Source organism: Mesorhizobium sp. Mes31 (assembly GCF_024519675.1).
Lineage (GTDB): Bacteria > Pseudomonadota > Alphaproteobacteria > Rhizobiales > Rhizobiaceae > Mesorhizobium.
The window spans coordinates 92,088-111,555 of the sequence record NZ_JALJRL010000001.1; the positions used below are offsets into that span (position 1 = coordinate 92,088).

The window sequence follows — 19,468 nt, forward strand, 5'->3', positions numbered from 1 at the left end:
TTCGACAGGATCAGGTTCTGAGCGGCAGCACGCGGTCCGGCGGGCGGTGGCCATCGACGAACGCCTTTATGTTGATGATGACCTTTTCGCCCATGTCGATGCGGCCCTCGAGCGTCGCCGAGCCCATATGCGGCAACAGCACGACCTTGCCCTTGGCGGCGAGCCTGAGCAGCTTGCTGTTCAATGCCGGCTCATGCTCGTAGACATCGAGGCCGGCGCCGGCGATCTTGCCGTCCTGGATCAGCTTGACCAACGCTTCCTCGTCAATGATGTCGCCGCGCGCGGTGTTGACGATGTAGGCCGTGGGCTGCAGCAGCGCCAGCCGCCGCGCCGAAAGCAGGTGAAAGGTCGCCGGCGTCGACGGACAATTGACCGAGATGATGTCCATGCGGGCCAGCATCTGGTCGAGGCTTTCCCAATAGGTCGCCTCCAGCCCGTCCTCGACCTCCGGCAGCACGCGATGGCGGTTGTGGTAGTGGATGGAAAGGCCGAACGCCTTGGCCCGCCTGGCGACCGCGGTTCCAATGCGCCCCATGCCGACAATGCCGAGCCGCTTGCCCCAGATACGCCGTCCTAGCATCCAGGTCGGCGACCAACCGGCCCATTTCTTGTCACCGGTGAGCACATTGGCGCCTTCGGCCAGTCGCCGCGGCACCGCCAGCATCAGCGCCATGGTCATGTCGGCGGTATCTTCCGTCAGCACATTCGGCGTGTTGGTGACGGTGATGCCCCGCTTCGCCGCAGCCGCCACGTCGATCTTGTCGACGCCGTTGCCGAAGTTGGCGATCAGTTTGAGGTTGTCGCCGGCCTGGGCGATCAGCGCCGCGTCGATCTGGTCGGTCACGGTCGGGACGAGGACATCGGCTTCCTTGACCGCCGCAACCAGTTCCGGCTGCGTCATCGGCCTGTCCTCGACATTCAGCCTGGCATCGAACAGCTCGCGCATGCGGGTCTCGACCGGGTCGGGCAACTTTCGCGTGATGACCACGAGAGGCTTCTTTTTGCCTACCATTGTTTCCCTCGTTGAGACCTCTTTAACCAAGACCGGCGAAACTGAGAGCCGGTCGTGGTGCCGATTACCCATGTAACAAGCGGTGCCGCCGAAGACAAAGAAAAAGGGGCGCCGACGCCGGCAGGCAAGCGCCGAAAGGAATGAAAGTGTCTGGTTTCGCGTCGCTTCGCCTGACCCTCAGCGCAGCATTTCTCGGCGCTCTCCTTTATTCCCCGCAACTGGCCGCACAAGGTGCGGCAGCACCCGCCCAGAGCGTCGTCACGCTCGGACCGAGCGGCCTGCCGCTACCGCGATTCGTCAGCCTGAAATCGGGACGCGTCAACTCGCGCGTCGGCCCCGGCGCCAACTACTCGGTCGACTGGATGTATATGAAGGCCGGCCTGCCGATGGAGATCATCCAGGAATTCGATACATGGCGCCGCGTGCGCGATGCCGACGGTTCGGAGGGCTGGATCAACCAGTCGCTGCTTTCAGGCCGGCGCACCGCGATCGTCGCGCCGTGGCAACGCGGCAAGGGCGGCCAGATCAACATGGTCAACAGCCCTGAAAAAGACGCAAGGGTGGTCGCGCTCGTCGAGCCGGGTGTCATGGGCACGATCAAATCCTGCGACGGCCAGTGGTGCGAAATGACGCTCGACGGCCACACCGGTTGGCTCGCCCAGTCGCTTGTCTGGGGCGCCTATCCCGGCGAACGGGTCAAGAACTGATTTTCTGACTGTTTGACGCCGATCTTTCCCAAAGACAGGGTCCCGATCTAGCGCCCGATACGGCCGAGATGAGTATCCTGAAACCCGGTTGACAGCTTCAGGCCGTAGCCCAGCGCCCGGTCGATGGCGATGTGGGCGATCCAGATCAATGCAACCGCCATCGCGGTCGCATTGCCGGACAGGTGCCCCGCAAGCAGCAGCAGCACCGGTACAGCAAGGATGTGCAGGGCGTTATAGGCGATGGCGCCGACGCGCGGCCCGGCAAGATAGCCCAACATCGACAGGTCCGGCACCAGGATGAGCAATCCGAAGAGCCACCAGGAAACGCCGACCGATCCGTAGAATATGACGGCGGCGGCCGCCACGATGGCCCATTCAAGCCGGATTATCGGATCGAGGGGTTTCATCCCTCGCGGGTCATTCTGGGCGTTTGGGGCGCAGCCTCACCACGATGTCGACATTGGCGATCTCCATCCCCTCCGGCGGCTCCGGCAGGTTGGCAACAGTCACGGGACCGCCGGCGATGTCGAATATCCGGTTTTCGCCTTCGACGTAGAAATGGTGGTGATCGGAAGTGTTGGTGTCGAAATAGGTCTTGGCGCCCTCGACCGCGAGGATGCGCAACAGTCCGGCCTGGGTGAACTGGTGAAGGGCGTTGTAGACGGTGGCCAGCGACACAGGCACGCCGGCGGCGACTGCCTCCTCGTGCAGTTCCTCGGCCGACAGATGGCGATCGCCCTTGGCGAAAAGCAGGTCGGCCAGCGCAATGCGCTGGCGTGTCGGCCTCAGGCCGGCTTCACGGACCCGCTTGTCCACAGCGACATTTTCCTTCCGGCAGCCCAGGTCCATCTATTCGTCCAAGCTCACAGTTCCGCCCTAAGACGCGCCCAGAATGGCAAAAAAATGAACGCCTGCCCAAACCGGACCCCTGCTGACATATATTCTGTCGTCCGAATGCGATCAATAGCGCGCATTGACCCAGGCAGACGGGCGGGTTAAGCGCAAACGCCGGTTTCCGGCCTGAAACAGATTGTGTTAGGAAACCAACGACAAGGGCGCGCTATAGCCCGAGACGACATGGGGACGAGATTGATGGCGGGTTCGAAATCCAGCTACGACTACGATGAATTGCTGGCCTGCGCCCGCGGCGAACTGTTCGGACCGGGCAATGCCCAACTCCCCTATCCGCCCATGCTGATGTTCGACCGCATCACCGAGATCAGCGAGACGGGCGGTGCCTTCGAAAAGGGCTTCATCCGTGCCGAATTCGACATCAAGCCGGACCTGTGGTTCTTTGCATGCCACTTCATCGGCAATCCGATCATGCCGGGATGCCTCGGCCTCGATGCGATGTGGCAGTTGACGGGCTTCTACCTCGGCTGGCTTGGCGAACCGGGCAAGGGAATGGCGCTGTCGACCGGTGAGGTCAAGTTCAAAGGCATGGTGACGCCTGCGGTGAAGAAGGTCGAGTATGGCATCGACTTCAAGCGCGTGATGCGCGGCCGGTTGGTGCTCGGCATCGCCGATGGCTGGCTGAAAGCGGATGGCGAGCCCATATACTCGGCAACGGATTTGAAGGTCGGTCTGTCCAAGCAATCGGCGGCCGGCTGACCGGTCGCTGACCGGCCCCCCTGGAAGGAGTTGCGAATGAGACGTGTCGTAGTCACAGGCCTCGGCATTGTGTCGTCGATCGGCAACAATGCCAACGAGGTGCAGGCCTCGCTGCATGACGCCAGATCCGGCATCAGCTTCTCCGATTCCTTCGCCGAGCATGGCTTCCGTTGCCAGGTGTGGGGCGCGCCGACGCTCGACCCATCCGCCATGATCGATCGCCGTGCGATGCGTTTCCTGTCGCAAGGGGCGGCCTGGAACCACGTCGCCATGGATCAGGCGATCGCGGACGCTGGCCTCGGAGAGAGCGACATCACCAATGAACGCACCGGCATCGTCATGGGATCGGGCGGGCCATCCACCCGCACCATCGTCGAAGCGGCCGAAATCACGCTGAAGAACGGCAGCCCCAAGCGCATCGGCCCGTTCGCGGTGCCGAAGGCGATGTCGTCGACCGCGTCGGCAACGCTTGCCACGTGGTTCAAGATCCACGGCGTCAACTATTCGATCTCGTCGGCCTGCTCGACCTCGGCCCACTGCATCGGCAATGGCTACGAATTGATCCAGTGGGGCAAGCAGGACATGGTCTTTGCCGGCGGCCACGAGGATCTCGACTGGACGATGTCGGACCTGTTCGACGCCATGGGCGCCATGTCGTCGAAATTCAACGACAAAGCATCGACTGCTTCCCGCGCGTATGACGCCAATCGCGATGGCTTCGTCATCGCTGGCGGCGCCGGCGTGCTGGTGCTCGAAGAGCTGGAGCACGCCAAGGCGCGCGGCGCCAAGATCTACGCCGAGATCGTCGGCTATGGCGCGACCTCGGACGGTTACGACATGGTGGCGCCGTCAGGCGAAGGCGCGATTCGCTGCATGCGCCAGGCGCTGGCGACCGTCGCCACGCCGATCGACTACATCAACACGCATGGTACGTCGACGCCGGTTGGAGATTCCAAGGAGATGGGCGCGATCCGCGAGGTGTTCGGCGAGAAGATGCCGTACATCACCTCGACGAAATCGCTGACAGGTCATTCTCTGGGTGCCGCCGGCGTACAGGAATCGATCTACTCGATCCTGATGATGCAAGGCGGCTTCATCGGCGAAAGCGCCCATATCGACAACCTCGATCCGGAATTCGAGGGCATGCCGATCGTGCGAAAGCGCATCGACAACGCCAGGATCGACACCGTTTTGTCAAATTCGTTCGGTTTCGGTGGCACCAACGCAACGCTCGTTTTCCAGCGCTATTCCGCATAAGGACTGCCGACCATGGACGGATTGATGAAGGGCAAGCGCGGGCTTGTCATGGGTGTCGCCAACGACCATTCGATCGCCTGGGGCATCGCGCGGAAATTGTCCGAACATGGCGCGGAACTCGCCTTCACCTATCAGGGCGACGCCTTTGGGCGCCGGGTCAAGCCACTCGCCGACAAACTCGGCGCCTCGCTGGTCGTTCCGTGCGATGTCGAGGACAGTGCTTCGGTCGCCGCCACGTTCGACACCCTGGGCAAGGAATGGGGCGGGCTGGACTTCATCGTCCACGCCATCGGCTTTTCCGACAAGAATGAGCTGAAAGGCCTCTACGCCGATACCAGCCGGGACAATTTCGTCCGCACCATGGTGATCTCCTGCTACTCCTTCACCGAGATCGCCCGCCACGCAGCGGCCTTGATGCAGGACGGCGGATCGATGATCACGCTGACTTATGCGGGGTCGGTGCGCGTCATGCCGAACTACAACGTCATGGGCGTCGCCAAGGCCGGACTGGAGGCCAGTGTGCGCTACCTCGCCAACGACTACGGTCCGCGCGGCATCAGGGTAAACGGCATATCGGCTGGGCCGGTGCGCACGCTTGCCGGCGCCGGGATTTCCGACGCGCGCCACATGTTTTCCTACCAGCAGCGCAACTCGCCGCTGCGCCGCACCGTGACCATCGACGAGGTCGGCGGCTCCGCGCTTTATCTGTTGTCCGATCTCGCCTCCGGCGTTACCGGTGAAATCCACTATGTCGATTCCGGCTATCACATCGTCTCGATGCCGACGCTCGACGAATTGAAGCAGACCGACGGCACGCGGGAATAGGCCCCTCCGGGAAATAATCTTTTCTCCAGTAAAGAGATAATTCCTTCCAATAAAATTGGACGCATTCGCGGAAACTCATTTTAAGGAGGTATCTGCTAGAAAGCCCGGCACTCTGGGGACCTTTGAATGCTCGCTGTCAGCAACCCGAAGCGAACACCGGTGTTCCGGCTGCTGACCATAGCAAGCTCGGGCATTGGCAGTTTCGTTCTCGGCATCTGGGGTCTGAAGCTCGGTCTCGGCGATGGTATTGCCGGCATATCAGCGGGCATGATGGTCGCGATCATGGCCGCCCTTTGCGCCCTGGCGGCGGCGGGAGCCGCGATGTCCTTCTTCGCCGGCGTCGATGAATCGGCGGATTTCGTCTTCAACGAAACTCACTTCGACAAGCTGACCGGCCTGCTGGCACGCCCCGCGATGGTTGGCAAGATTGCCGAGGCGGCATGCACGACCAGCCGGACCGGCGAACCGATGTTCCTCATCGACATCGACATCGATCGGTTCAAACAGGTCAACGACGCGATCGGCTACAGTCAGGGCGACGAACTGATCCGCGCCTTCACCAGGCGACTGAAGGCTTGCGTGCCGCAGCGAGCCCTGATCGGGCGTATCGGCGCCGGTGAGTTCGCGGTTCTGCTCCCCGACAATCAGGTGCAGGGGACGCTGGAAAGCTTCATCGAAAGGCTCATCGACGAGATGATGGAGCCCTATGAGCTCAGCACCCACATGCAATCGGTCAGCCTGTCTGTGGGCATCGTGGCGACGCCAAAGGACGGCATCGATCCCGTCCTCATCCTGCGCCGCTCCAATCTGGCGCTGCAGAATGCGCGCGCCAGCGGGGTCGGCAACTGGTCGGTCTTCCATGCCGAAATGGGCAGGGTCGCCGACCATCGCCAATGGATCGAATCCGAGTTGCATACCGCCTTTGAGCGCGGCGACTTCGATCTTCACTACCAGCCACAGCTCGATCTCCCGACTGGCCGCATCGTCGGTTACGAAGCGCTGATCCGGTGGCGGCACCCAGAACGCGGAATGATCCCGCCAATGGATTTCATACCGATCGCCGAGGAAACAGGCATGATTGGTCCGATCGGCGAATGGGTGCTGCGCAAGGCCTGCAGCGACGCCCGCCATCTGCCCGACGACTGCTTCGTCGCGGTCAACATCTCGCCCGTGCAGTTCATGACCAAGGACTTCGTCGGCATCGTGCGTGACACCATGACGAGCACCGGTATCAAGCCGTCACGGCTGGAACTGGAAGTGACCGAGACGGCGATGATGCAGGACCGCGACCGCGCCGCCACCATCCTGAAGCAGCTTGCCGACATGGGCATTTCGGTCGCTGTCGACGATTTCGGCACCGGCTATTCCAACCTGAGCTACCTGATCGATTTCTCGTTCGGCAAGTTGAAGATCGACCGCTCCTTCGTCAGCCGCATCGACACCGATACCAGCTCCGGCGCGGTCGTCTCGACCATCGTCGGGCTTTCGCGCGCGCTCGGCGTCAGCATCATTGCCGAAGGCGTCGAGACCGAAAGCCAGGCGACGCTGCTGAGGGCAGCCGGCTGCGACGTGGTGCAGGGCTTCCTGTTCGGCAGGCCGGCGCCACTCAAGTTCAAGGCTGGCGACGGATATGCCACCGACGAGGTCCGACGCGTCGCCAATCTGCATTGAGCACGGCGCGGCACCTGCCTACGCAGACCCTCGGCTCGGCCTAATGCCTCAACGACGGGCCGAAAGCACCTTGAACATGCCGTCGCGAGCAAGCTCGGCATAGCCCGAGAAGGCGGCCGACAGTATTGGCTCATAAGGAAGCTGACGGTTGGCCACCATGAACAGCCGCCCCCCAGGCTTCAAGGCCTTGGCTGCCGCGCGGATCATGCCGGCGCCGATCTCGGGCTCGGCCGCGCGGCTGCGGTGAAACGGCGGGGTCATGACGATCGCGTCGTAGCGCCGTTCGACCGGCTCGCTCAGCAGGTCGGTCCAGAAGAAGTTCCGTGTGATCGACTGGCTAACCGCTGCCAAATTGAGCTTTGCAGCTTCGAGCGAGGCGAAGTCCGCCTCATGAAGGTCGAGCGCCAGAATGCCGGGGGAGCGCGCGGCGACCTCGGCCGCCAGATAGCCCCAGCCGGCGCAGAAATCGGCTACGCTGCCACGCAGATCATTGGGCAAGTTCTCGACCAGCAATTTCGAACCGGTGTCGATCCGGTCAAAGGAAAACATGCCCGGTGCGGTATGGAAGCGGCCATCCACCAGCAAGGCTGGATTGGCGGCGCGCAGTTTTTGCGCCGCTGCCAGATCGGCGGGACGGCGGAGCCAGAGGGCAATGCCGTGATATTTCGGCAAATGGCCGTCAAGCGGCACAAGCTCGTCAATGCGCTTGCGCAGGCTGGCGATACCATCATCCTTGCCGCCGGCAATGACGATCAACCCACCCTGCGCCACGCTCTCGACCGCCTGGGCGATACGCAATTCATTGAGGCCGCGATGGCGGCCGGCAAACACAAGCGCCATACCAAAGCCATCGCCTTCCGCTTGCGGAGTGACGACGACACCGGAACCCTGCAGCGCGCGAAAGTACGGTCGAAAGCCCTGTACGAGGTGAAGCTCGGCCTCGAAACCGGCAGGCAGGCGAAAGCCCGGTTCGGCGCCGAGAAAGAGAACGCGCTCGCCCGTTCGCGGCAAGGCGACAGCCTCGGCCTCGAATGGATGGAAAAGCGTCTTCAGCGCCTCAGCCGGCATTCCGGTGTCCCTTCAAATGAAAACGGGCGCGACCTACCGGCGCGCCCGTCTTGATCTAGTGGTCGGACCGATCAGGCGGCGTTTTCTTCGCCTTCGCTCTTCTTGTCGCGAGCGAGTTCCTTGCCGGTGGCCTGGTCGACGACCTTCATCGACAGGCGAACCTTGCCGCGCTCGTCGAAGCCCATCAGCTTGACCCAGACCTTGTCGCCTTCCTTGACGACGTCCGAGGTCTTGGCGACCCGGTCGTTGGCAAGCTGCGAGATGTGGACGAGGCCGTCACGCGGGCCGAAGAAGTTGACGAAAGCGCCGAAGTCGGCGGTCTTGACGACCGTGCCTTCGTAGATCTCGCCGACTTCCGGCTCGGCGACGATGGTGTGGATCCACTTCTTGGCCGCCTCGATCTCCTTGGCGTTGGACGAAGCGATCTTGACCGTGCCGTCATCCTCGATGTTGATCTTGGCGCCGGTCTTTTCGACGATCTCGCGGATGACCTTGCCGCCCGAACCAATCACGTCGCGGATCTTGTCGGTCGGGATATGCATGACCTCGATGCGCGGCGCGAATTCGCCGAGCTCCGAACGCGCGCCGGAGAGCGCATTCGACATTTCGCCGAGGATATGCAGACGACCGTCCTTGGCCTGGCCAAGCGCGATCTGCATGATTTCCTCGGTGATGCCATCGATCTTGATGTCCATCTGCAGCGAGGTGATGCCGTTGGCGGTGCCGGCGACCTTGAAGTCCATATCGCCGAGGTGATCCTCGTCACCAAGGATGTCGGAGAGCACGGCGAAGCGCTCGCCTTCCTTGATCAGGCCCATGGCGATGCCGGCGACCGGCTTGGCCAGCGGAACGCCCGCATCCATCAGCGCCAGCGAGGTGCCGCAGACGGTGGCCATCGACGACGAACCGTTGGACTCGGTGATCTCCGAGACGACGCGCAGCGTGTAGGGGAACTGGTCAGCGCTCGGCAGCATCGGGCGGATGGCGCGCCAGGCGAGCTTGCCGTGGCCGATTTCGCGGCGGCCCGGCGAACCCATGCGGCCGGTCTCACCGACGGAATAGGGAGGGAAGTTGTAGTGCAGGAGGAACTTCTCCTTGTACATGCCGGTCAGTGAATCGACATACTGCTCGTCCTCGCCGGTGCCGAGCGTGGCAACGACCAGTGCCTGGGTCTCGCCGCGGGTGAACAGCGCCGAACCATGGGTACGCGGCAGGACGCCGACTTCCGAGACGATCTTGCGGACCGTCTTGAGATCGCGGCCATCGATGCGCGAGCCGGTGTCGAGGATGTTCCAGCGCACGACCTTGGCCTGGAGTTCCTTGAACACGGTGCCGATCTGCTCGGAGGTGTACTTGGCCTCTTCGCCTTCAGCCGGCGCGAACGCGGCCTTGACCTTGGCCTTGACGGCGTCGACGGCGGCGTAACGCTTCTGCTTGTCTACGTTCTTGTAAGCGTCGCGAAGTTCGCCTTCGACGATCTTCAGCATCTCGGCTTCAAGCGCGGAATAGTCCGGCGCGGTGAAGTCGCGCGGCTCCTTGGCGGCAACTTCGGCCAGCTTGATGATGGCGTCAATCACCGGCTGGAAGCCCTTGTGGCCGAACATGACGGCGCCGAGCATCAGCTCTTCGCCGAGTTCCTTGGCTTCGGACTCGACCATCAGCACGGCGTCGGCGGTGCCGGCGACAACGAGGTCGAGTTTGGATTCCTGCATCTCGTCGACATGCGGGTTGAGCACATATTCGCCGTTGATGTAACCGACGCGGGCACCGCCGACCGGGCCCATGAACGGAACGCCCGACAGGGTGAGCGCCGCCGAGGTGGCGACGATCGACAGGATGTCGGGATCGTTCTCGAGGTCATGCTGAACGACGGTGACGACGATCTGGGTGTCGTTCTTGTAGCCTGCAGCGAACAGCGGGCGGATCGGGCGGTCGATCAGGCGGGAAACCAGCGTTTCCTTCTCGCTCGGACGGCCTTCGCGCTTGAAATAGCCACCCGGGATCTTGCCGGCGGCGTAGGTCTTTTCCTGGTAGTTGACGGTCAGCGGGAAGAAATCGAGGCCGGGCTTCGGCTCCTTCATCGAAACGACGGTGGCGAGAACCTTGGTCTCGCCGTAGGTGGCGAGCACCGCGCCGTCAGCCTGGCGCGCGATCTTGCCGGTTTCGAGGATGAGCGGACGGCCGCCCCATTCGATTTCCACTTTGTGGTGATTGAACATGTCTTGTCCTTAATAAGCGGAAAGGGCCGCGCCGTTTCACGGTGCGCGGATGCCCTTTCCCTGGCTTCCTTTCTCGGGCAGCCACGGGCAAGACAACGGGAAGCTCGGGTAATTTCGGCGCGGCGAGCGCGCGCGAGCGTCCTGCAATCCTGCCCCATGACCGTCCATGGGCGGTTTCGAGTGGCCCTCTGCACGCTCGAAACCGGGTCTGGCCAATCGATACGACTGGCAGAATGCGCGACCGGCGGGCTCTCCGAGGAAAGCCCGCCGGTCAATTCGTCAACGGCGCAGACCGAGCTTCTCGATCAGCGTCTGATAGCGCGCGTCGTCCTTGCGCTTGAGATAATCAAGCAGGCTGCGGCGCTGGGAGACGAGAGCAAGCAGACCACGGCGGGAATGGTTATCCTTCTTGTGGTCCTTGAAATGGTCGGTCAGGTTCTTGATGCGCTCGGAAAGGATGGCCACCTGGACTTCCGGAGACCCGGTATCGCCCTTGGCGGTTGCGAATTCACCCATCAATTCCTTTTTGCGCTCGGCAGTAATCGACATCGTGTTTTTCCTTATCTGTTTGAGGAAACGGGTCGCCCTCAGCCGGGATGTCGTCCAGCAGGGGCCGGTGTACGCAACGCGTCAGGGCGCGATGCTGCGGCGCATATAGTGCAATTCCCCGGAAAACACCAGCCCAATTCACAAGCCGGCTTCGTCGCAGCTTTTGTGGTCCAAAAGAAGACTTTCGCCGCGGCTAAAGCCACTTCTTCCATCTGAAGAAGGAGATCAGCCCGATCGCGACAAGCAGCATGAAGACGAGTGCGGCCGGATAACCGTAGTAGGATCGCAGTTCCGGCATGTTCCATGGCGAGGCGTCGGGACTGAAGTTCATGCCCCACACACCGACCAGAAAGGTCAGCGGCATGAAGATGACGGAGACGATGGTCAGGTAGCTGATGACGTCATTGGTGCGCGCCTGGCTCAGCGACAGATGCATCTCGATCAGGCCGGTCAGCATGTCGCGCTGGGTTTCCACCAATTCGATCAGCCGCAGCGAATGATCGAGCGTGTCGTTGAGGAAGACCTTGGTCTCGGCCTTCACATAGGGCACGTCGTTGCGGATCAGGGTCGCCAGCGCATCGCGCATCGGCCACAGCACGCCCTTCAGCACATTGGCGTCGCGCCGCAATTCGTGCAGCTGCCGCATCTGATGCTTGTGCGGCGTATTCATCATCTCGTCCTCGATGCTGTCGACCAGGTCGCCGGCAGTCTCGATCGGCGGAAAATAGCTGTCGACGACGGCATCGATCAGCGCATAGGCAAGATAATCGGCGCCACGCGCGCGCAGCCGGTTGGGCGCCGAGCTCTCGATGCGCTTGCGCACCGGATCGAACGGATCGCCTTCACGTTCCTGGAAAGTGACGACGAACCCCTTGCCGAAGAAAACGGCGATCTGCTCGTAGCGGTGCGCGGTGACGTCGTCGATCATCCTGACGACGACGAAGGCATGGTCCTCGAAGAAATCCACCTTCGGCCGCTGGCCAGTGTTGACGACGTCTTCCAGCGCCAGCGGGTGCAGGCTGAAAATGCGGCCGATCTCCTCGATCAGCGAAATGTTTGCGAGTCCGGTACAATCGAGCCAGATGATCGGCCATTTTTCGCAATTGGCGGCGACGTCGTCGATGCTGGCGTTGTCGATGGTCTTGAACTTTTGCGGCGAGATCAGGGTCAGCCGCAGTTCCGAGCGCCGCGCCGCCGGATCGGCGATCAGCGTGCCGGGCGACGCTCCGACCGGTGGCCGCCGCGTCTTCGCCGGCGCCCGCTTCTTGACCGTCTCAGCCTTTGCCATGGAGCCCCCTCGCGCGTCGTGTCGAAAGAAACTAGACGAGCGCCGTCACCCGGCAAAGACCCGCTTGGGCTTGAACATGCCTTGCTCGATCGCGCCGATGGCGACCAGCTTGCCGCGTGCGGTGGCGCAGGCTTCTTCCGCTTCCACCGGCGCGTCGCGCCCGCGGATGATGACCGGATTGCCGAGGCGGATCTTTGTCGCCGCATCGTCGCTGATGGCAATCTGCGGCAGACAGTCGAGCGCGGCCGACGTGTCGACCAGCAGCGCGTCGATCGAACCGAAATCGACCGGCTTTTCCACTTCATCAACCGTCTCCGAACCTTCGTCGCCCTTTTCGCCGAAGCGAGCGGCTTCCAGTTCGGCGATGGTGACGAAGTCTTCCGGCGTGAACGGCTCGACCTCGACCCGGCGCAGTTCGGAAATATGGCCGAAACAGCCGAGATCGCGGCCCAGGTCGCGGGCCAGCGAACGCACATACGTGCCCTTGCCGCACTCGACCTCGAAAACGGTGTGGTCGGCATCGTGCTCGACAAGATCGAGACGGCCTATCTCGATCTCGCGCGGCGGGATGTCGACCGTTTCGCCCTCGCGGGCCAGATCGTAGGCGCGCTCGCCGGCGATCTTGATGGCCGAGAATTGCGGCGGGGTCTGCATGATGACGCCGGTGTATTTCGGCAGCAGCGCCAGCACCTCGGCCTCGGACGGACGCTGGTCGGACTCCTTGGTTACCGGACCCTCGAGGTCGTCGGTCGAACGCTCCTGCCCCCAGGCAACGGTGAAACGATAGATCTTGGCGCCGTCCTGCACGTAAGGCACGGTCTTGGTGGCTTCGCCGAGCGCGATCGGCAGCATGCCGGAAGCCAGCGGATCGAGCGTGCCGGCATGGCCGGCCTTTTCCGCCTGGAACAGCCATTTGATCTTGGAGACGGCTTCGGTCGAACCCATGCCGACCGGCTTGTCCAGCACCAGCCAGCCCGAGATCGGCCGGCCCTTCTTCTTGCCGCGACGCGCCACTATTCGGTGTCCTTGTTGTCGTCTTTGTTTTGCTCGGCTTGGTCGTCTGGTCCCAGATCGCGCGCCACTTCGGGCGACTTGAGGAGATCACTGATCCTGGCGAAATTGTCGAAGGAAGTGTCGAGCTTGAAGCGGAACTCCGGCATGAACTTCATCTGCCGCAGCGCACCGGAAACGCGGCCACGCACGAATTTCGCATGCTTGTTGAGCGCCTCGACCACCGCGTCGGTATCCTTGGCTCCAAGTGGCGAGACGAAAGCAGTGGCGACCCTCAGATCGGTAGACATACGCACTTCCGAGACCGAAATCACGGTACTCTCGATCAGCGGATCGATGATCTCACCGCGCTGCAAGGTTTCGGACAGCGCATGGCGCACCTGTTCGGCGACACGCAGCATGCGCTGGGATGGACTTGAAGTGGTTGGACGGGGCATTTTTCTCAATCCTGAAAGCGTGGGGCGCGGGATGGGACCGTGCCGCATGTCTCATATGTGTTGGGCGGCGGTCTTTCGACCACCGCCCGGTAAGGACAAGTCACTCGAACTCAGAGCGTCCGGGTCACCATCTCGACGCGGAAGCACTCGATGACGTCGCCGACACGCATGTCCTCGTAGTTCTGGAAGGCCATGCCGCACTCCTGGCCGCCGGGGACTTCCGAAACCTCGTCCTTGAAGCGCTTCAGCGTCTTCAGCGTGCCTTCGTGGATGACGACGTTGTCGCGGATCAGGCGCACGCCCGCGCCACGCTCGACCTTGCCTTCGGTGACACGACAGCCGGCGATCTTGCCGACCTTGGTGATGTCGAAGATCTCGAGGATCTGCGCATTGCCGATGAAGGTCTCGCGACGCTCCGGCGACAGCAGGCCCGACAGAGCCGCTTTCACGTCATCCACGAGATTGTAGATGATCGAGTAGTAGCGGATCTCGATGCCAGCTGCCGCGGCAGCCGCACGCGCCTGGACATTGGCGCGGACATTGAAGCCGATGATCGCCGCGCCCGAGGTTTCCGCCAGCGACACGTCGCTTTCGGTGATGGCGCCGGCGCCGGCATGAACGATGCGCGCACGCACCTCGTCGGTGCCGAGCTTGTCGAGCGCCGCGTTGATCGCCTCGATCGAGCCCTGCACGTCGCCCTTGATGACCAGCGGGAATTCCTTCAGTCCGCTCGTCTGCAATTGCGACATCATCTGCTCGAGCGACCCGCGCTGGCCGGCATGCTTGGCAACCGCCTTCTCACGCGCCAGACGCTGGCGGTACTCGGTGATTTCGCGGGCACGGGCCTCGTTGTTGACCACGGCAAAGCGGTCGCCGGCCTGCGGCGTGCCTTGCAAGCCAAGCACTTCGACCGGCATCGCCGGCGGCGCTTCCTTGATCTGCACGCCACGATCGTTGACCAGTGCGCGCACCCGGCCCCATTCGTTGCCGGCGACAAGGATATCACCCGGCATCAGCGTGCCGGTCTGGACCAGAACGGTGGCGACCGGGCCACGGCCCTTGTCGAGCTGAGCTTCGATGACAACACCCTCGGCGGTGCGGTCCGGATTGGCCTTCAGGTCGAGAATTTCTGCCTGCAGCAGGATCGCCTCGAGCAGCTTGTCGAGATTGGTGCCCTTGGTCGCCGACACTTCGACGTCCAGCACTTCACCGCCCATCGATTCGACGAAGACCTCGTGGCGCAACAGTTCCGAACGCACCTTCTGCGGATCGGCATCATGCTTGTCGATCTTGTTGATCGCCACGATGATCGGAACGCCGGCCGCCTTGGCGTGGCTGATGGACTCGATCGTCTGCGGCATCACGCTGTCGTCGGCCGCCACCACCAGGATGGCGATGTCGGTCGCCTGGGCGCCACGGGCACGCATTGCCGTGAAGGCGGCGTGGCCGGGCGTGTCGATGAAGGTGATCTTGTGACCATTCTTCTCGACCTGATAGGCGCCGATGTGCTGGGTGATGCCGCCGGCCTCGCCGGACACGACATTGGCGTTGCGGATGGCGTCGAGCAGTGAGGTCTTGCCGTGATCGACGTGACCCATGATCGTCACCACAGGCGGCCTCGACACCAGGTCCTCGGCATTGTCGGCGATGTTGAACAGGCCTTCCTCGATGTCGGACTCGGCGACGCGGCGAACCGTATGGCCGAATTCGGTGGCGACCAGCTCGGCCGTGTCGGCGTCGATGACGTCGCCCGGCTTCAGGATCTGGCCCTGCTTCATGAAGAACTTGACCAGGTCGACGGCGCGCTCGGACATGCGTTGCGCAAGTTCCTGGATGGTAATGGTTTCTGGCAGGATCACTTCGCGCATGACTTTCTCGCGCGGCTCATTGTGCATCGCGCGCTTGAATTTCTCCTGGCGGCGACGCATCGACGACAGCGAACGAGCCCGCGCGTCCTCGTCGGACAATGCTGAATTCAGCGTCAGCTTGCCCCGGCGGCGGTCTTCCTCGCTCTTGGTCGGCTTGGCCGGGCGCGCCACTTCGGGCGTGACCAGACGGCGCACCGGCGCACCGGCGCCAGTCCGCTTCGGCTTGACCTCTTCCTCGTCGTCGACCGTCGCCAGTTCAGCGGCCAGCGGCGCACGGCGGCGTGCCTCTTCCTCGGCCCGACGGCGGGACTCGGCCTCGGCCTGCAACCGCGCCTCTTCCTCGGCCTGGCGGCGCGCGGATTCCTCGCGTTCGCGCTTGCGGCGCTCTTCATCCTCGGCGCGGCGCTTGGCGTCCTCGGCGGCGCGCTGACGGTCCTCGACCTCACGCACCTTCGAGCCTTCGAGCGCCCTGCGGCGCGCTTCCATTTCACTGCGCGACAGTTCGTTCAGCACCATGCCGCTGCGCTCGACCGGAGGCGGCGGGGGTGGCGGCGGCGCCTTGGGCGCTTCCTGCACGACAGGCGCTGCCACGACCGGCGGCTTCGGCGTGAACACAGGTGCGGCAACCGGCTCCGGCTTGTCGCCGGGCATCGAGAACTTGCGCTTCTTGGTTTCGACGACGACCTGCTTGGTGCGGCCGTGCGAGAAGTTCTGGCGCACAGTGCCCTGTTCCATACCGGGGCGCTTCAGCGTCAAGGTCTTCTTCGGCGTCACACTCAGCGTATTGTCGTCACCCGATTTCGTATCGCTCATTCCATATCCTCTGCGGCATCATCTTCGTCAGCAACAGCCGCAAGCATTGCCAGATCGTCCGGGGAACCGCCCCGATACCGGTCGAGCGCAACCATGCGCTTCTGGACCGCCCTGCCCGCGTCTCCCGCGAGAACGGCAGCATGTATCACATTTGTACCCCCCAATGCCAAGCTCAACTCGGCCTCGGAGAAAAGTTTGTAGGCAAGGATAGCAGGCCCGCCGAGATGGACTGTCGCCCGCCGTGCCTGGCTGATCTTGCGTACGCCGTCGTCGGATGCCTCGGCCGCATGGAGCACGAAAAGCGCCAGCCCGCCGCGCACCGCGCTCTCCACCTTGGTGGCGCCAAGCGAGATTGCGCCTGCCTTGCGTGCAAGCCCCAGCATGCCCAGGGCGTATCTGGAGAGCAGCCCGTCGACCATGCCGCCAAGATCGGGCGGCACGACCACCTGTGCCTTGAAGGCGCGGGCAAAGAGGTTTTTTGCCGCGGCCTTGTCGATATGTAGGCGGTCGGCGCTCACCCAGCAACCACGGCCGGGCAGATTTCTCTTGATGTCTGGAACGACGGCCGAATCCGGGCCGACGACGAACCGGATCAGTTCATCCGGTTCGGCCTGCCTGCGGGTGACGATGCAGGTGCGATCGTTCATCTCGTCCAAGGGCGGGTTCGGTGCGATGCGGTTTCACCTCACGCACCAACGGCTTCGTCAGCCGGTTCTTCTTCGGCTGCAAGCTCGTCTTCGGTGATCCAGCCAGCCTTGAGGCGGGCAGCCAGAACCATCTGCTCGGCATCGGCGCGCGTCACGCCATGGCTGGCGAGCACACCCGGAAATACCTTCGTCTCGCCGTCCTTGCGTTCCTTCCAGCCGGTCAGGTCGTCGGCCGCGTAGCCAGCGAAATCCTCGATCGTCTTGATGCCGTCCTCGCCGAGCGTCACCATCATGGCGGTGGTGATGCCCGGGATTTCGCGCAGCTCGTCCGTGACGCCCAGCGCCTTGCGCTTGTCGTCGTGCTCGGCCTCGATCTTCTCCAGATACTCGCGGGCGCGGGTCTGGATCTCCGAAGCGGTGTCGTCGTCGAAGCCATCGATCGAGGCGATCTCGCCGGCGTCGACATAAGCGACTTCCTCGACGCTGGTGAAGCCCTCGGAGGCCAGCACCTGGCCGACCATCTCGTCGACATCGAGGGCTTCCATGAACAGCGAGGAGCGCTCGACGAATTCCTTCTGGCGGCGCTCGGATTCTTCAGCCTCGGTCAGGATGTCGATATCCCAGCCGGTGAGCTGCGAGGCGAGCCGCACGTTCTGGCCGCGGCGGCCGATGGCCAGCGACAGCTGGTCGTCGGGAACCACGACCTCAATGCGTTCGGCATCCTCGTCGAGCACGACCTTGGCGACTTCCGCCGGCTGCAGCGCGTTGACGATGAAGGACGCGGCCGAAGGCGACCACGGAATGATGTCGATCTTCTCACCCTGCAATTCGCCGACCACCGCCTGGACGCGGCTTCCGCGCATACCGACGCAGGCGCCGACGGGATCGATCGAGGAGTCCCGCGAGATGACGGCGATCTTGGCACGCGAGCCCGGGTCGCGGGCGACCGACTTGATCTCGATGATGCCGTCATAGATCTCCGGCACTTCCATGGTGAACAGCTTCGCCATGAACTGCGGATGGGTGCGCGACAGGAATATCTGCGGGCCGCGTTGCTCGCGGCGCACGTCGTAGACATAGGCGCGGACGCGATCGCCATATTTGTAGTTTTCGCGCGGGATCAGCTCGTCGCGACGGATGATCGCCTCGCCACGGCCGAGATCGACAATGACATTGCCGTATTCGACGCGCTTGACCGTGCCGTTGACGATTTCGCCGATGCGGTCCTTGTATTCGTCGTACTGGCGGTCGCGCTCGGCCTCGCGCACCTTCTGCACGATGACCTGCTTGGCCGACTGGGCGGCGATGCGGCCGAAATCCATCGGCGGCAGCTGTTCGGCGATGAAGTCGCCGAGCTGGGCGTCGGGATTGCGCTCACGTGCCGAGGATATGGCGATCTGGGTGGCGTAGTCATCGACCTTCTCGACCACTTCCATCAGCCGCTGCAGCTTCATCTCGCCGGTGTTGGGATTGATGTCGGCACGGATGTTGGTCTCCTGGCCGTAACGCGAGCGCGCCGCCTTCTGGATCGCATCGGCCATGGCGGCGATGACGATCGACTTGTCGATCGACTTTTCACGCGCGACCGCATCGGCGATCTGCAGCAGTTCAAGCCTGTTGGCGCTTACAACCATGTTTTTTCTCCCGAGCTTGTTGCCGAGCTCTTATGCCCGGCAGCCCAATCACATTTCCTGTTCGGTTTCGTTTTCCGCGCCCTCTGGCGCCTCGTCTTCCGGCTCGCCGCGGCGTTTCTTCGCTTCCTTGCGCGCCCTGTTGTCCTTCGACAGCGCGTCACGGATGAGATCGTCGGTCAGGATCAACCGGGTCTCGGCGATCGCATCGTAAGGTACGCGCACCGTCGGCTCTTCGCCATAGGCGGCCTTGTCGCGCTCGATCAGCACGTCATTTTCACCGGCCTCGACGATCTTGCCCTTGAACCGCTTGCGATCGGCGACAATGATCGATGTTTCCATCTTGACCAGATGACCCGTCCACGTCGCGAAATCAGACTTGCGGACCAATGGCCGGTCGATGCCGGGCGACGAGACCTCGAGATGATAGGCCTTTTCGATCGGATCATCGACATCGAGCGCCGGCGACACCGCGCGGCTGACCTCTTCGCAATCCTCGACGGTCATGGTGCCGTCCTCGCGCTCGGCCATGATCTGCAGCGTCAGCCCGTTCTGGCCGGACAGATGCACCCGCACGAGGCGGAAGCCGATCGCGCGCAGCACCGGCTGGACGATCAACGCGATGCGCGCATCGATGCCGCTCTCGCGGATGATGCGATCGTCGCCCTCGCTTGCCGTTGCAGTCATTCGATCCCTGTCGTTCGATTCGAAGCTATCGGCAGGTAATAAAAAAGAGCGGGACCGGGTGGACCCACTCTTCGTCATACCGACCAAGAATTTGAGGCTGATATAAACGAAGGTGGCGCGCCTTTCAAGTCCCGTGGGCGGCAGCGTCCACCGACGGAATTCAACCG

General features: G+C 62.9%; 18 protein-coding genes. 5 read left to right on the forward strand and 13 right to left on the reverse strand.

Annotated features, from left to right (window positions below):
• Positions 1 to 10: 10 nt before the first annotated feature.
• Complete coding sequence (locus NR193_RS00400; RefSeq protein ID WP_256748927.1) at positions 11 to 1,012, reverse strand: D-glycerate dehydrogenase; 1,002 nt, start codon at positions 1,010 to 1,012, stop codon at positions 11 to 13.
• A gap of 146 nt (positions 1,013 to 1,158) precedes the next feature.
• On the opposite strand from NR193_RS00400, the gene NR193_RS00405 reads away from it, so the two are divergent.
• Positions 1,159 to 1,719, forward strand: coding sequence for an SH3 domain-containing protein (locus tag NR193_RS00405; RefSeq protein ID WP_256748928.1), 561 nt, complete (start codon positions 1,159 to 1,161; stop codon positions 1,717 to 1,719).
• Between the two features lie 47 nt (positions 1,720 to 1,766).
• Here NR193_RS00405 and NR193_RS00410 read toward each other — a convergent pair whose 3' ends face one another.
• Both NR193_RS00410 and irrA read right to left on the reverse strand, forming a co-directional pair.
• Positions 1,767 to 2,126: a DUF4260 domain-containing protein gene (locus tag NR193_RS00410; protein ID WP_256748929.1), complete on the reverse strand. Its 360-nt coding sequence runs from the start codon at positions 2,124 to 2,126 to the stop codon at positions 1,767 to 1,769.
• Between the two features lie 10 nt (positions 2,127 to 2,136).
• Entirely contained in the window at positions 2,137 to 2,568 is a 432-nt protein-coding gene (gene irrA, locus NR193_RS00415) for an iron response transcriptional regulator IrrA (protein WP_256748930.1), read from the reverse strand.
• Positions 2,569 to 2,811: 243 nt separating this feature from the next.
• On the opposite strand from irrA, the gene fabA reads away from it, so the two are divergent.
• The 4 genes from fabA (at position 2,812) to NR193_RS00435 (ending at position 7,083) form a co-directional block, all read left to right on the forward strand.
• Positions 2,812 to 3,330: a 3-hydroxyacyl-[acyl-carrier-protein] dehydratase FabA gene (gene fabA, locus NR193_RS00420; RefSeq protein WP_091579611.1), complete on the forward strand. Its 519-nt coding sequence runs from the start codon at positions 2,812 to 2,814 to the stop codon at positions 3,328 to 3,330.
• A gap of 36 nt (positions 3,331 to 3,366) precedes the next feature.
• Positions 3,367 to 4,587 carry a beta-ketoacyl-ACP synthase I gene (fabB, locus tag NR193_RS00425; protein WP_256748931.1) on the forward strand — a complete coding sequence of 407 codons (1,221 nt, stop codon included), beginning with the start codon at positions 3,367 to 3,369 and terminating at the stop codon, positions 4,585 to 4,587.
• 12 nt (positions 4,588 to 4,599) lie between these two features.
• Positions 4,600 to 5,412, forward strand: coding sequence for an enoyl-ACP reductase FabI (gene fabI / locus NR193_RS00430; RefSeq protein ID WP_256748932.1), 813 nt, complete (start codon positions 4,600 to 4,602; stop codon positions 5,410 to 5,412).
• A gap of 126 nt (positions 5,413 to 5,538) precedes the next feature.
• Positions 5,539 to 7,083 carry a bifunctional diguanylate cyclase/phosphodiesterase gene (locus NR193_RS00435; protein ID WP_256748933.1) on the forward strand — a complete coding sequence of 515 codons (1,545 nt, stop codon included), beginning with the start codon at positions 5,539 to 5,541 and terminating at the stop codon, positions 7,081 to 7,083.
• A 48-nt stretch (positions 7,084 to 7,131) separates the two neighbouring features.
• On the opposite strand, the gene NR193_RS00440 is transcribed toward NR193_RS00435, so the two are convergent.
• The 10 genes from NR193_RS00440 to rimP all read right to left on the reverse strand — a co-directional run bounded on the left by NR193_RS00440 (position 7,132) and on the right by rimP (position 19,301).
• Positions 7,132 to 8,151 (reverse strand): class I SAM-dependent methyltransferase, encoded by a 1,020-nt coding sequence (locus NR193_RS00440; protein ID WP_256748934.1) that lies wholly within the window; start codon positions 8,149 to 8,151, stop codon positions 7,132 to 7,134.
• Between the two features lie 71 nt (positions 8,152 to 8,222).
• On the reverse strand, positions 8,223 to 10,370 hold the full coding sequence (gene pnp / locus NR193_RS00445; RefSeq protein WP_256748935.1) for a polyribonucleotide nucleotidyltransferase: 2,148 nt from the start codon (positions 10,368 to 10,370) through the stop codon (positions 8,223 to 8,225).
• A 279-nt stretch (positions 10,371 to 10,649) separates the two neighbouring features.
• Positions 10,650 to 10,919: a 30S ribosomal protein S15 gene (gene rpsO, locus NR193_RS00450; RefSeq protein ID WP_006337962.1), complete on the reverse strand. Its 270-nt coding sequence runs from the start codon at positions 10,917 to 10,919 to the stop codon at positions 10,650 to 10,652.
• A 193-nt stretch (positions 10,920 to 11,112) separates the two neighbouring features.
• Positions 11,113 to 12,207: a magnesium/cobalt transporter CorA gene (corA, locus tag NR193_RS00455; RefSeq protein ID WP_256748936.1), complete on the reverse strand. Its 1,095-nt coding sequence runs from the start codon at positions 12,205 to 12,207 to the stop codon at positions 11,113 to 11,115.
• A gap of 45 nt (positions 12,208 to 12,252) precedes the next feature.
• Positions 12,253 to 13,221, reverse strand: coding sequence for a tRNA pseudouridine(55) synthase TruB (gene truB / locus NR193_RS00460; protein ID WP_256748937.1), 969 nt, complete (start codon positions 13,219 to 13,221; stop codon positions 12,253 to 12,255).
• Complete coding sequence (rbfA, locus tag NR193_RS00465) at positions 13,221 to 13,655, reverse strand: 30S ribosome-binding factor RbfA (protein WP_256748938.1); 435 nt, start codon at positions 13,653 to 13,655, stop codon at positions 13,221 to 13,223. Before rbfA ends, truB begins: the two co-directional genes overlap by 1 nt.
• 110 nt (positions 13,656 to 13,765) lie before the next feature.
• The gene (infB, locus tag NR193_RS00470) at positions 13,766 to 16,336 is read right to left on the reverse strand and encodes a translation initiation factor IF-2 (RefSeq protein ID WP_256748939.1); all 2,571 of its coding nucleotides are present in this window, start codon (positions 16,334 to 16,336) and stop codon (positions 13,766 to 13,768) included.
• Positions 16,333 to 16,983, reverse strand: a complete 651-nt coding sequence (locus NR193_RS00475) for an RNA-binding protein (protein WP_091580046.1) — start codon at positions 16,981 to 16,983, stop codon at positions 16,333 to 16,335. Before NR193_RS00475 ends, infB begins: the two co-directional genes overlap by 4 nt.
• A gap of 38 nt (positions 16,984 to 17,021) precedes the next feature.
• The gene (gene nusA / locus NR193_RS00480; RefSeq protein ID WP_256748940.1) at positions 17,022 to 18,617 is read right to left on the reverse strand and encodes a transcription termination factor NusA; all 1,596 of its coding nucleotides are present in this window, start codon (positions 18,615 to 18,617) and stop codon (positions 17,022 to 17,024) included.
• Positions 18,618 to 18,665: 48 nt separating this feature from the next.
• Positions 18,666 to 19,301 carry a ribosome maturation factor RimP gene (gene rimP, locus NR193_RS00485; protein ID WP_256748941.1) on the reverse strand — a complete coding sequence of 212 codons (636 nt, stop codon included), beginning with the start codon at positions 19,299 to 19,301 and terminating at the stop codon, positions 18,666 to 18,668.
• Between the last annotated feature and the right edge of the window lie 167 nt (positions 19,302 to 19,468).